Raw genomic sequence first — 12186 nt, forward strand, 5'->3', positions numbered from 1 at the left:
TGTCGTGTCTCCAAAATCCATCTGGACACTATTATGGACACATGTTCTAAGTAGCGGACAAGCGCAACGGGAGCACGCCATGCATCTTTCCATGTGGACCTATCCCTGGGACATCCAGGACCAGGGGCTCGAGGCGCTTGCCGCCGATCTTGCGGGCCGTGCCGGCCTCAACACGGTGAGCGTGGCGACCTCATACCATGCCGGTCGTTTCCTCCAGCCGCGCAGCCCGACGCAGAAGGCCTATTTCCCGGAAGACGGCACCGTCTATTTCCGCCCGGACGACACGCTCTGGCAGGACAAGGTGATCCGCCCGCTGGTGGCGCAGAATGTTCTCGATCGCGGCGACATGCTCGACGCACTGACGAAGGCACGCGAAACGACCGGCCTCAAGGTCTCCTGCTGGACCGTCTGCCTGCACAACAGCCGGCTCGGCATGCTGCACCCGGACCACGTGACCCGAAACGCCTATGGCAACGCCAATTACTACAATCTCTGCCCGTCGAGCCCGGCAGCGCGCGACTATGTCGTGACCCTCGTCCGCGACATCACGACGAACTACCAGCCCGACATGCTGGAGCTGGAAAGCCCGAACTTCATGGGCTTCGCGCATGAATACCACCATGAAAAGGACGGCGTCGGCCTCACCGCCGAGGACGACTTTTTGCTGTCGCTGTGCTTCTGCGACCATTGCACCGCGCGCGCCGAAAAAGCTGGCGTCCCGGTGGAGGGCGCCCGAAAGACGGTCGCCCGCTTCATTGCCGAACTGTGCGAGCGGGCCGTGCCGGAAAAACAGTTTCCCGATTTTCCCGAAGCCGGTATCGACGCCTTCCGCGCCCACCCGGAACTGCACGCCTTCCTGACCTGGCGCTCCGAACCGGTGACGAGCCTGATCGGCGAGATCAAGGCCGCCGCCGACCCGGCGACGCGCATCGTGCTGATCGATCTCAAGGACGGCTGGCTTGGCGGGGTCGATCTCGCGGCCGTCGGAAAGCTCTGCGACGGCGCAATCCTCTGCTGCTACGACATGACGCCCGAGGCCATCGCCGATGTCATGCACACCGGCCGCGCCCTGCTCGGCCCGGAAAAGTTCTTAGGATTGGGCCTCCGCGTCTTCTATCCCGAGGTCGACGGTCCGGCGATCCTCACCGCGCGCGCCAAGGCCGCCGTCGATGCCGGCGCCGATGGCGTGAACTTCTACAATTACGGCCTCATTCCCGCCAAACGCCTCGACTGGGTGCGTGAGGCCGTCGACGCGATCGCCTGATCGCAAAGACCGCTGCCCTCACCCGTCGATCGGCTCGGCGACCTGGATCAGGCAATCGCCGGCCTGGCTGTCGCAATGCAGGCGATGGGAGATGACGATGCCGCCTTCGGCAAAACGCAGTTCCTCCTCCGGCTGCTCCAGCCGTTCGAGGTCATGATACCAGCCGGCACGGTCGCCGGCCGACACCACGGCTCCCAGCGCGACGGCAGGTTCGAACCAGCCGCGTCGGCTGGCGTAGATGCCCTGACTGTGCCGAGACAGTGAGAGTAGCTGCAGAGCCGGCGGTGCGGGTAGTGATGCGCGCGACAGCACCGGAGCCTCGACGATGCCGAGCGCCACGAGCAAACGATCGATCGCTCCGGCCGTGAACGCCATCGTCTCCGGCGTCACCGTTCCCCCACCGCCGAACTCGCCCGAAAGGCCGATTGCGCCAGCCCGGCCCGCGGCCCCCATAGAGGTCGGTGCCGCCGGCCCGTTGTCGGCGATGAAGGCATGCGTGGCGCCCATGGCCCGCATCAGCGAGACGGCGCGCGCAAAACGCACGGCATCCGCCTGCCGCTCGATCAGCGTGCAGGGCAGATGCGCCATGGAGGTGCCGCCCGAATGCAGGTCGAGCACCACGTCATGCAGCGGAAAAAGCGTGTGCTCGAGGAAATGCGCCATCCGCGCCGTCGGCGTACCCGTCGCATCGCCGGGGAAGGCGCGGTTGAGGTTGCCGCCGTCGAACGGCGAGCAGCGCTTCGCCGCAATCACCGCCGGCAGGTTCGCCATCGGCAGGATGGTGACGGAACCGCGAATCCTGTCGACGTCGAGCAGGCGCATCAGCCGCCCGAGCTGGAGTTCGCCTTCATATTCGTCGCCGTGGTTGCCGGCCATCAGGAGCAGGCTCGGCCCCTCGCCATTGCTGAGACGCAGGATCGGGACACGGATCTGATAATAGGGCGAACGGTCGATCGAATAGGGGATGGCGAGATGGCCGGACTGCCGGCCTTCCAGCGTAAAATCGATCGGATTGACGAGACCGCTGTGCATGATGCGCCTCTCAAAGCGCCGCGACGGCGGTCATTTCGACGCGCAGGTCCGGATCGGCAAGGCGCGCCTCGACACAGGCGCGGGCCGGCGGGTTCGCCGGGTCGATCCAGGCGTCGTAGACACCGTTCATCGCCTCGAAATCGACGATCGCCGGCAGGAAGACATTGACGGCGAGCAGTTTCGAGCGGTCCGTGCCGGCCTCCTTCAGAAGGGCGTCGATCTTGCCGAGCACATCGCGCGTCTGGTCCTCGATGGCGGCCTTGCGGTCTTCCGCGACCTGGCCGGCAATATAGACGAGCCCGCCGAAGCTGACGGCCTGGCTCATGCGCGGGCCCTTCTGATAGCGCTGGATCATGGCGTGTTTTCCTTTTTTTGCCTTGGGAGGAGACATTCAGCCGAAGCTGGTGAGATAGGCGGTCACGACCGTGTGGTCCGGGTCGAGGCCGTAAAGGATGGCGTGCCGGTCGAGGCAGGTGCAGGGATGCGAGATACCGAACTCGACCACGTCGCCGATGGCCACATCGCTGCCGGCGGGCACGGTCACGAAGGCGTGCTGGTCGTTGAGGCGCAGCACGTCGGCACCGGTGAAATCGGCGCGACGCACGCCGTCTCGATAAAGTGCAAGCGCCCGCGGCAGGCCCTGGTCGATTGCGACGTCGCGAAGGCCCATGCCGCAGATCGCAAGCCCCGGCTCGGGCCGCGACAGCACCTCGGCCCAGACCCGCAGCGCCGGCTTGAAGCCCTCTGATGCGGAGCGGACGCCACCACCAAACTGGAAACCGCCGCGCGCATCGAGGCCGGCAAGGCCGCGTTCATAGACGCCGTGATCGTGGAAGAAGATCGCCCCGCTGCGCAGCACCAGGCGGCAATCGGGATCGGCCGAAACCGCAGCCGAAAGACCGGCGACGACCCGGTCGAAAAACACCGAGCCGCCCGCCGTCAGGATGAGTGGCCGCTCCTTGCCGATTCGGGCACGGACGGCAGGCAGGAAGGCCGCCGTCATGGCAACCAGCCCGTCGATCCGGCGCAGGGTTTCGTCCGCGTCTGCTGTCGCGGCAGCGCCCTCGTAGGCGGCGATGCCGGTAAGGCGGAAGCTTGGCGTCTCGGCCGCAAGGATGGTGTCGACAATCGCACCCGCCGCGTCCGGATCGCGCGCGCCGGCGCGGCCGGCACCAAGCTCCACCATCAGGCCGAGCGACGGCAGGTCGTCGCGCTCGCGCCAGGCGGCACTCAGGGCCGCGGCAAGAGGGACGGAATCGACGAAGACATGCATCTCCGCCTCGGGATAGACGGCAAGCAGGGCGGCCAGCCGGCGCGCAGCGGCGATGCCGCCGATCTCGTTGGCGAGGATCAACCGGCGCTGGCCGGCCTTCAGCATCACCGCGGCCTGTCGGATATCCGCAACCGTCGTACCCCAGGCGCCAGTCGCCAGCAGTGCACCGGCAATCGCCGTCGACATGGGCGTCTTGGCATGCGGGGCGATGTCGACGCCATGGCTCTTCACATAGGCCATCATCAGGTCGATATTGCCGGCGAAGGCCTGCTGGTCGAGGGAGATCAGCGGCAGCGCCATGGTTCCATCGTAGGGTTTCCAGCTCTGTTTGCCGAGCGCATCGAGCGGCAAAGCTGCGTGTCCCGGCGGGAATCCGCGAATGCGGTCGTCGATCAGCGGATTATCCGCGCCATTTGCGTGCAGGTCAGACATGGTTTTCTCCTTCGCCCAGGGCGGGATCGCTCATCCCGAGGCGGTAGGTATCGTTGGCGGTCGTGAAGAAAAGGGCGCGCTGCTCATCGATGGAGAGCGGAGCAGCAGCGGCGCGGAAGACCGCGTAAACCTCATCGAAGGACGCGTGCAGGCCGGCGACGGGAAAATCGCTGGCAAACATCGACCGCTCCGGGCCGAAGCAGTCGAGGCAATGTTCGATTACCGGACCAAGGCTTCCGGGCGTCCAGTCGTTGTCATAAGCGACGAGGTCGGAAATCTTCAGGCGGACATTCGGTTGCCTGCCGAGCGCACGAAGGCCACTGCGCCAGAGTGCCATGCCCCCCGCCGTGCGATCCGCCGGACTTCCCCCATGGTTGAGCACGAAGAGCGTATCGGGAAAGGCGGTCACCAGGTCGAGAGCCTCGACCATCTGCCAGGGATAGAGCATGAGATCGAAGACCAGACCGAGCCCGGAGGCATGCGCCAAGCCGGTCCGCCAGACGGGATCGACCATGCGATACGCGCGCGCGGCAAAACTCTTCGCCGGCTCAGGATGCCAGCTCACGATGTCGCGGATGCCGACCACGTTGGGATTGTCCACCTCCGCCTCGATGAGGCGCGCGGCCTCAGGACTATCGAGAGAAACGCGCGCAACGTAGCGCCTCGCCACGCCGGAGCCGCGATCGAGGCCGTCCAGCCAGCGGCTTTCCTCCAGCGGATGGGCATCCGACCAGCCGGCCTCGATATGCACGGTGGCGACCACGTTCTGGTTTGCGGCATCGGCACGGTAGTCCGCGATGCCGTAGTTTCGCAGGAGCGGTGCGAGGCTGCCGAAAACCATCTCCTCGCCAGCCGTCCGGGCTTTTTCCAGCCAGGGATGGCGTTTCAGCGACAAGTCCCAGAGATGATGGTGCGGGTCGATGACCGGCCCGTCGTAGCGCGCCATCATCGCCGCGCCTCGCGGCCGGAAACCAGGAGAAGCGACAGGATCAGCGTGCCGAACATGATGGAGCGCCAGCCGGGCGAGGCGTTGACCACCGTGATCAGCGCCGTGGTCGTCACGAGCAGGATGGCGCCCGGAATGGTGCCGGCATAGGTGCCGCGCCCGCCGAGGATGGATGTACCGCCGAGCACGACGGCAGCAATCGAGGTCAGAAGGTAGGGATCGCCGATGCCGACATAACCCTGCCGGTTCATGCCGAGCACCAGAATGCCGGCGAGACCCGCGAAGAAGCCCGACAGCGCATAGAGGATCAGCGTGTTGCGCGCCACACTGACCCCGGACAGGCGGGCGGCGAGCGGGTTTGCGCCGAGTGCCAGGAAGCGTGCACCGATCGGCATGCGGTGGATGATGAGCAGCACGGCGGCCGAGACCACGAACCACAGCAGGATGCCGGCCGGAACCCCGAGCGGCCTTGCCTGCCCCAGCAGGAGCACGGCCGGATTGCTGACGGTGACCGCGCTGCCGCCGGCGACAACGACGAGCAGGCCTTGCAGGAACGTCGCCATGGCGAGCGTCATGATGATCGGCGGCACGCGCAGATAGGCGGCACCCGCACCGTTGAGGAAGCCGATGCCGGTGGCAATCGTCAGCGCAAGTGCGATACCGACAAGACCGGTCGGATCCCAGGCGGGTGAAATCAGCGGCACGAGGATCGCCGTGACGGTGATGACCGCGCCGACCGAAAGGTCGATGCCGCCCATCAGGATGACCAGCGTCTGGCCGGCAGCGGCAATGCCGATGACCGCGGCGAGTTCCAGCAGATAGCGCAGGTGCCCGTAGGCGCCGAAACCGCGCAGCGTAAGGCCGGCAACCAGCCAGACGAGCGCCACCAGGACGAGGGTGAGCAGCGGCGGATTGCGCAACAGGGATTTTGCGGCCTTCATCGCCTGGCTCTCCACTGCTTGAGAAGTTCCGGCACCGCGACGGCACCGACGATGATGAGGCCCTGCGCGATGTATTGCGCGACCGGCGGGAAGCCGAGGAAGAACATCACGTTGATCATCACCGACAGCAGCAGGCTGCCGCAGATCGCCCCGCGCATCGTGCCCTTGCCGCCGAGGAAGCCGACGCCGCCGAGCACCGCCGCGGCAATGGAGTTGAGCGTGAAGGGCGCGCCGATGACCGGATCTCCCGAGCCGGTCTGCGCCGCGACGAAGAGCCCCGCAAGTGCGGTAAGCAGGCCGGAGAGCGCGAAGGCGACGATCTTCACCCGCTCGACCGGCACGCCGGAGCGGAAGGCGCCGATCGGGTTGTCACCCGCGGCATAGATGCCGAGGCCGAGCGGCGTCGCCAGAAACACTTTCCAGAGAGCCAGGATGAGGACGAGCAGCAGGAAGGCGACGGGCGTGTGGCCGGCGAGCATGGTGGAGAGCCAGCCGGGAATGAAGCCGCCGGGCCGCGGCAGGAGAAGCAGCGCCACGCCGGTGATGATGAAGGAGCCAGCCAGCGTGACGATGATCGCCGGCAGGCGCAGCTGCGCCACGATGACGCCGATGACGGCGCCGATGGCAAGGCCGGTGAAGGCGACGGCGAGAATGCCGCCCGGCACGCCGAACACGCCGCCCATGGTGGTTGCCGCAATCACCGCGCCGAGGCTGACAAGCGGGCCGATCGCCAGCGTGATGCCGCCATTCAGCATCAGCAGTGCCTGGGCCATCGTGACGAGCGCCAGCGGAAACCAGTTCTGCGTGAACTTGGAAAAGCCGCCGATCGAAAGAAGGCCCGGAAAGAGCACCGCATAAAGCACGAGAAACGCGGCGACGACGAGGTAGAGGCCGCTAAGGCCGCGATTGCGACGACGCTGGATAGCGCCATAGAGCCCGAAGGAGGACGAAACAGCGCTCATGCGGCCGCTCCCTTTCTATCGACGCCCATGGCCGCGCCGACGATGGCCTCTTCGCTGATCGCATCACCGACAAGCGTCGCGGCGACATGGCCCTCGCGCAGCACGACGACGCGGTCACAGAGATGCACGAGTTCCGGCGTGTCGGAGCTGGCAATGATGATGAGCCGCCCTTCGGCGGCGAAGGCACGCAGCATCAGGTAGATTTCGCGCTTGGTCTCGATATCGACGCCGCGCGTCGGGTCGTTGAGCAGCAGAACGGATGGATCGAGCGGCAGCCACTTGGCGAGCGCCACCTTCTGCTGGTTGCCGCCAGACAGCGCCTGGACCGGGCGGGCGACGTCGCCCTTGATGGTCAGCCGGCGTGCCAGGTCGGCGATAAGGCCGGTCTCCGCCGCCGAATCGCGAAACCCGTTGCGGGCGAGACGGCCGAGCGAGGGCAGGATGAGGTTGGAGGCGATGGAATGGGGCAGGACCAGCCCCTCATGCTTGCGGTCGGCCGGCACATAGACGAGGCCAGCGGCATTCGCTGTGCCCACATCCGCGGGCAGGCCGGGTACACCCGAAACCTCCGCCCTGGTGGCCCTGGCCGGGATCGCCCCATAGAGGCCCAGCAACAGATCTTCCTGCCCCTGCCCGACCAGCCCGCCGATGCCGACGATTTCGCCGGCACGGGCGGAGAAGGCGATATCGCGCACGAGGCCAGCCGAAAAACCAGTAACGTCGATGCGCAGTGCGCCGGGCGTGCAAGCCGGGCGCGGCGGAAAGAGATCACCCGTCTCGCGGCCGACCATCAGACGCACCAGCCCTTCGCCGTCGATACCCGACAGCGACTGGTCCGCCGTGACGCCGCCGTCCTTCAGCACGGTGACATGCGCGCACAGCGCCTGCACCTCGTTGAGGCGGTGGGAAATGTAGAGAAGTGCGGTGCCGCGCTCCCGCAGCCTCTCGATGACGCCGGCCAGAATGCCGGCCTCATGGGCGGAAAGCGAGGAGGTCGGCTCATCGAGGATGAGCACACGCGGCTTGCGGAACAACGCCTTGGCGATCTCCACCATCTGGCGACGGCCAAGGGCGAGATCGGCAACCGGCATGTCGAGCGGCTCGGTCAGCCCCACCATGGCGCAAACCTCACGCACGCCGCGATGCAGCGCCGCATAGTCGATCAGGCCGAAGCGGCGCGGGAAGGCGCCAAGCCCAATGTTTTCGGCGATCGACAAGTCGGCGGTGAGGCTGAGTTCCTGCTGCACCACGGCAATGCCGGCCGCACGGGCGGCGGCCGGGCTGAAACGCCCGACCGGCCGACCGTCGACGGCAATCGTGCCGCTGTCCGGCTGGAGGGCACCGGAGAGAAGATTGATCAGCGTGGATTTTCCAGCTCCGTTCTCCCCCAGCAGGGCATGCACCCTGCCGGGATGAAGGGCGATGTCGACGCCCTTCAGAACGGGATTGCCGAAGAATCCCTTGAACACCTGCCGGGCTTCCAGCAGGGGTTTTGCATCCGTCATGACGGCATCCTTCATGCGGATTACTGGGCGAGCAGCTTGTCGAACAGCGCCTTGTCGTAATCCGAGTAGATGTAGCCGTCGGCCGGGAACTGGTCGGCGCGCGCGAGATAGCTGTCGATCGTGCTGTCATCGATGACCGGTAGCGGCACCTTGACGAAGGCCGGTACGTCCTTGCCTTCCAGCGCCTGCACGGCCGTATAGACCGAGAATGCGCCAAGCCAGTTCGGCTGCATGGTGGCCCAGCCCTTCAGGCCCTTTTCCTTCCACAGTTCCAGGAACTGGCGGGCATTCTCGCCGGTAATCGGAACCTGTTCTCGGCCCTGGCGGTCGAAGGCCATGACGGAGCCGGCCGAGATCGCGCCGCCGAGCGACAGCACGCCATCGATTTCCGGATTGGCAAAGAGCAGGCTGGTCATCGCTTCCTGCGCGGGGGCGGCGTTGTATTCGGTGTTCGTCTCGGTGATGATTTCGAGACCCGGATTGGCGTCGAGCACCGGCTGGGCGCCCTTGCGGCGGTCGTCGCTGACGGAAATGCCGGCCGGGCCGTTCATCACGATGATCTTGCCCTTGCCGCCGAGCTGGTCGGAGAGCCACTTGGCAGCACCCGCACCCCATTCGGCGGAATCCGTATTGATCTTCGCCGTCACCTTGTCGGTGTTGACGAGGCTGTCGAAGTTCACGACGGCGATGCCCTTGTCGCAGGCATCCGAAATCACGCGGTCAAGCGCGTTGGACGAGCCGGCGATGACGACGATGGCGTCGACATTGGCGTCGATCATCGACTGGATGTGCTGGATCTGCGTCTGGGCATTGCCCTGCGCGTCGGTGATCATCAGGTCCTTGACCAGGCCGGCCTTCTTCAGTTCCTCCACTTCGGCGGCAATCGTGCCTTCCGTCTGCTTCATCCAGGTCGGCACGGAATAGATGTTCGCCCAGCCGACCGTATAGGGCGCCTTGCGGTCGCCCTTGATGCAATTGGCGGCGGCCGATGCCGTGCCGGCCGACAGGACGAGGAGGGCCGTGGCAGCGGCGGCACCTGCGAGAAGGCGGCTGCGCAGCGCGGTGGACGGGCGGTTTTCAAAATTCTTCATGGCGTTCCCCTTTTTGTTCGGCGAGCGGTTACGGGCTTGCCATCCGCTTTCGTCCAATATAATGTACACATGATCTAAATACTGGACGGCGCGATCTTATGCTGATTTTTTCTGCCCGCAAGAGGGGTGGCGAAATTTCGTGCGACGCGGCGGGAGCGTGCGGATTGACAGATGTCGCGGCCGGCGAGAGAAGCTTGGTCGACGAAAGCCAGGGACCGACGAGAATGGATGCACTTTCCGACGATGCAGGGGGAAAACGTGCCCGTGGGCTCGACCGCGCCTTCGAGATCCTCGATTTCCTGCGCCAGAAGCGCCAGGCACTGAAACCCAACGAGATCGCCGCGCAGATCGGCGCTCCGCGCTCATCCGTCTATGAGCTGGTGAACCTTTTGCTGCGCAACGGCATTCTGGAATTCACCGGCGGCGAAGGCCGCGTCTATCTCGGCCGAAAGCTCTATTTCCTCGGCGCGGCTTACGAAAACCATTTCGACTTCACCCGCGAATGCGAGGCGGCGCTGGAACGGCTGGCCGACGAGACGCGCGAGACCGCGCAGTTCTGCATGCTGGATGGCAACAAATACACGGTCGTGCGCATGCGCGAAGGCGCGCGCCCCTTCCGCATCTCGACGGATGTCGGCCAGTCGGTGCCGATCCCGTGGACGGCGTCCGGCCGGCTGCTCGTGGCACATATGAGCAACGAGGACATCCTGACCTTCATTCCGCCGCAGGATTTCTGCCTGCCGAGCGGCGAATGGCTCGACCCGCAGGCCTTCCTCGCCGAGGTGCGCCAGGCCGAACGGGACGGGCTTTTTACCTTCAACAGCATCGTCGACAGCTTTACCCATTGCTTCGCGGTGCCGGTCACCGACGAAGAGGGCCATGTGGCGGCAACGCTCTGCCTCGTCGCCCCGCGCGATGACGGGCTTGCCAACCGCGAGCGCTATCTCGATTGCCTGAAGGAAGCGGCCCGTGGTCTCAGCCATGCCCCGGCGCGGCCGAAGCGGAGCTGAATTCCGGTGTCATATCGCCTGGTTGCATAGCCAGCGATCCATACCGGCCGCCGCCGCCCGGCCGGTGGCAAAACACGCTGTCAGAAGATATCCACCGGTCGGTGCTTCCCAGTCGAGCATTTCACCGGCGGCAAAGACACCCGGCATGGCCTTCACCATATAGGCCTCATCGATGGCGTCGAAACGAATGCCGCCGGCCGACGAAATCGCCTCGGCAATCGGCCGCGGCCGAACAAGGCTGAGCGGCAACGCCTTGATCGTCGCAGCCAGCGCCACGGGAACAAGCTTTGCAGCATCGGCAAGGCATTCGCGCAGCAGTGCCGCCTTCACGCCGTCAAGCCCGGCAGCCTTGCGCAAGCGCGTGGAAAAACTCGCCTTGCTCCCCTGCTTCGCTAGATCCGCCGCAAGCCGTTCAGCCGATCGTCCCGGCGCCAGATCAAGCATCAGCCTTGCCGCGCCCGTCTCCTCCAGCGCGTCGCGAAGTTCAGCGGCATGGGCATAGACGAGGCTGCCTTCAACGCCGGTCTCGGCGATGACGAATTCCCCGGGAATTGTGCCGGCCGCCGACGTTGCGGTGACACCCTTGACCGGCGCGCCGGCGAACCTTTCCACGAAGACCGCCGACCACTCCACGTCGAAGCCACAGTTGGCGGGACGGAAGGGTGCGATATCGACGCCTCTCTCTACAAGCCCGTCGACCCACGCGGCATCCGAGCCAAGCCGTGGCCAGCTCGCCCCGCCCAGCGCGAGCAGGACGGCATCGAATTCCATCACGCTCTCACCTTCCGGCGTTTCGACCAGCAGACCGCCCGGTGCAAACCCTTTCCAGCGGTGACGCACGCGAATTTCGACACCCTGCTTTTCCAGCCGCGCCCGCCAGGCGCGCAGCAAGGGCGAGGCCTTCATTACCCTGGGAAACACCCGGCCGGACGTGCCGACGAAGGTTTCCGCGCCGAGCGCCAGCGCCCAGGCCCGCAGGTCTTCCGGTGTGAAGGCATCGAGCGCCGGGCGCAACCGGTCGTTCGCCGCGCCGAAACGGCCGGCGAAACGCGCATAGGGCTCCGAATGGGTGATGTTGAGGCCCGATTTTCCGGCCAGCAGGAATTTTCGTCCGATGGTCGGCATGGCCTCCAGCACCGTCACCGCATAGCCGCGTGCAGACAGCACCTCCGCCGCCATCAGCCCGGCCGGCCCGCCGCCGACGATCCCGATCCGCTTGCTCATGCTGCTCCACCTTGAAAATCCTGGCCACCCTCATAAGTCGTCTCCGGTGGCTCCGCCAGTGATCGGGTGTAAGGTCGCGCAAACGAATCGGAGACGGTCATGGACATCAAGCGCAACGGCACCAATCCTTCGACGCCCGGCCCGGCGGATTATTTCACCGGCAATGTCCGCCTCGACACGCCGTTCAAGGCCGAGGCGCCCGGCCGCGCCGGCGGCGCGATCGTCACCTTCGAGCCCGGAGCGCGCACCGCCTGGCACACCCATCCGCTCGGCCAGCTCATCATCGTCACCGCCGGCCTCGGCTGGGCGCAGCATGAGGGCGGGCCGATCGAGGAAATCCGCCCCGGCGACGTCGTGTGGTTCCCGCCCGGCGAAAAACACTGGCACGGCGCCACCGACCGCACCGCGATGACCCATGTCGCCATCGCTGAATCGCAGGATGGTTCGCCGGTGACCTGGCTGGAAAAGGTGACGGATGAGCAATATCGCGGCGAAAAGGCCTGACG

12 protein-coding genes are annotated in these 12186 nt (G+C 65.9%); 3 read left to right on the forward strand and 9 right to left on the reverse strand.

Going from position 1 to position 12186, the window contains the following annotated elements; translation table 11 throughout:
- Positions 1-79: 79 nt before the first annotated feature.
- Positions 80-1264, forward strand: coding sequence for a hypothetical protein (locus AC1RT2_RS12230; RefSeq protein ID WP_493102171.1), 1185 nt, complete (start codon positions 80-82; stop codon positions 1262-1264).
- Positions 1265-1282: 18 nt separating this feature from the next.
- Here AC1RT2_RS12230 and AC1RT2_RS12235 read toward each other — a convergent pair whose 3' ends face one another.
- From AC1RT2_RS12235 to AC1RT2_RS12270, 8 genes are read right to left on the reverse strand one after another with little or no spacing between them, the layout of a single operon-like run.
- Positions 1283-2296 carry a M14 family metallopeptidase gene (locus AC1RT2_RS12235; protein WP_493102173.1) on the reverse strand — a complete coding sequence of 338 codons (1014 nt, stop codon included), beginning with the start codon at positions 2294-2296 and terminating at the stop codon, positions 1283-1285.
- Positions 2297-2306: 10 nt separating this feature from the next.
- On the reverse strand, positions 2307-2651 hold the full coding sequence (locus tag AC1RT2_RS12240; protein WP_493102175.1) for a RidA family protein: 345 nt from the start codon (positions 2649-2651) through the stop codon (positions 2307-2309).
- Positions 2652-2687: 36 nt separating this feature from the next.
- Positions 2688-4001, reverse strand: a complete 1314-nt coding sequence (locus AC1RT2_RS12245; protein ID WP_493102177.1) for an alanine racemase — start codon at positions 3999-4001, stop codon at positions 2688-2690.
- Positions 3994-4950, reverse strand: a complete 957-nt coding sequence (locus AC1RT2_RS12250; RefSeq protein ID WP_493102179.1) for an amidohydrolase family protein — start codon at positions 4948-4950, stop codon at positions 3994-3996. Before AC1RT2_RS12250 ends, AC1RT2_RS12245 begins: the two co-directional genes overlap by 8 nt.
- On the reverse strand, positions 4947-5888 hold the full coding sequence (locus tag AC1RT2_RS12255) for an ABC transporter permease (RefSeq protein ID WP_493102181.1): 942 nt from the start codon (positions 5886-5888) through the stop codon (positions 4947-4949). The genes AC1RT2_RS12250 and AC1RT2_RS12255 overlap by 4 nt, the downstream gene beginning before the upstream one ends.
- On the reverse strand, positions 5885-6850 hold the full coding sequence (locus AC1RT2_RS12260; protein ID WP_493102183.1) for an ABC transporter permease: 966 nt from the start codon (positions 6848-6850) through the stop codon (positions 5885-5887). The genes AC1RT2_RS12255 and AC1RT2_RS12260 overlap by 4 nt, the downstream gene beginning before the upstream one ends.
- Positions 6847-8355 carry a sugar ABC transporter ATP-binding protein gene (locus AC1RT2_RS12265; protein WP_493102185.1) on the reverse strand — a complete coding sequence of 503 codons (1509 nt, stop codon included), beginning with the start codon at positions 8353-8355 and terminating at the stop codon, positions 6847-6849. The genes AC1RT2_RS12260 and AC1RT2_RS12265 overlap by 4 nt, the downstream gene beginning before the upstream one ends.
- 20 nt (positions 8356-8375) lie before the next feature.
- Positions 8376-9446 carry an ABC transporter substrate-binding protein gene (locus AC1RT2_RS12270; RefSeq protein ID WP_493102187.1) on the reverse strand — a complete coding sequence of 357 codons (1071 nt, stop codon included), beginning with the start codon at positions 9444-9446 and terminating at the stop codon, positions 8376-8378.
- 224 nt (positions 9447-9670) lie between these two features.
- On the opposite strand from AC1RT2_RS12270, the gene AC1RT2_RS12275 reads away from it, so the two are divergent.
- On the forward strand, positions 9671-10456 hold the full coding sequence (locus AC1RT2_RS12275; protein ID WP_069060596.1) for an IclR family transcriptional regulator: 786 nt from the start codon (positions 9671-9673) through the stop codon (positions 10454-10456).
- 9 nt (positions 10457-10465) lie between these two features.
- Here AC1RT2_RS12275 and AC1RT2_RS12280 read toward each other — a convergent pair whose 3' ends face one another.
- Complete coding sequence (locus tag AC1RT2_RS12280) at positions 10466-11680, reverse strand: TIGR03862 family flavoprotein (RefSeq protein WP_493102189.1); 1215 nt, start codon at positions 11678-11680, stop codon at positions 10466-10468.
- 99 nt (positions 11681-11779) lie between these two features.
- On the opposite strand from AC1RT2_RS12280, the gene AC1RT2_RS12285 reads away from it, so the two are divergent.
- Entirely contained in the window at positions 11780-12184 is a 405-nt protein-coding gene (locus AC1RT2_RS12285) for a (R)-mandelonitrile lyase (RefSeq protein ID WP_493102191.1), read from the forward strand.
- Positions 12185-12186: the final 2 nt, after the last annotated feature.

The sequence above is a fragment of the Shinella sp. GW821-FHT11G07 genome (assembly GCF_058808115.1).

Excerpts from the sequence above, each read along its gene's own strand:
- AC1RT2_RS12275 (WP_069060596.1), top strand. The coding sequence starts at position 9,671 with ATGGATGCACTTTCCGACGATGCAGGGGGAAAACGTGCCCGTGGGCTC.
- AC1RT2_RS12280 (WP_493102189.1), bottom strand. The coding sequence starts at position 11,680 with ATGAGCAAGCGGATCGGGATCGTCGGCGGCGGGCCGGCCGGGCTGATG.
- AC1RT2_RS12245 (WP_493102177.1), bottom strand. The coding sequence starts at position 4,001 with ATGTCTGACCTGCACGCAAATGGCGCGGATAATCCGCTGATCGACGAC.
- AC1RT2_RS12255 (WP_493102181.1), bottom strand. The coding sequence starts at position 5,888 with ATGAAGGCCGCAAAATCCCTGTTGCGCAATCCGCCGCTGCTCACCCTC.
- AC1RT2_RS12230 (WP_493102171.1), top strand. The coding sequence starts at position 80 with ATGCATCTTTCCATGTGGACCTATCCCTGGGACATCCAGGACCAGGGG.
- AC1RT2_RS12235 (WP_493102173.1), bottom strand. The coding sequence starts at position 2,296 with ATGCACAGCGGTCTCGTCAATCCGATCGATTTTACGCTGGAAGGCCGG.
- AC1RT2_RS12260 (WP_493102183.1), bottom strand. The coding sequence starts at position 6,850 with ATGAGCGCTGTTTCGTCCTCCTTCGGGCTCTATGGCGCTATCCAGCGT.
- AC1RT2_RS12240 (WP_493102175.1), bottom strand. The coding sequence starts at position 2,651 with ATGATCCAGCGCTATCAGAAGGGCCCGCGCATGAGCCAGGCCGTCAGC.
- AC1RT2_RS12285 (WP_493102191.1), top strand. The coding sequence starts at position 11,780 with ATGGACATCAAGCGCAACGGCACCAATCCTTCGACGCCCGGCCCGGCG.
- AC1RT2_RS12270 (WP_493102187.1), bottom strand. The coding sequence starts at position 9,446 with ATGAAGAATTTTGAAAACCGCCCGTCCACCGCGCTGCGCAGCCGCCTT.
- AC1RT2_RS12265 (WP_493102185.1), bottom strand. The coding sequence starts at position 8,355 with ATGACGGATGCAAAACCCCTGCTGGAAGCCCGGCAGGTGTTCAAGGGA.
- AC1RT2_RS12250 (WP_493102179.1), bottom strand. The coding sequence starts at position 4,950 with ATGATGGCGCGCTACGACGGGCCGGTCATCGACCCGCACCATCATCTC.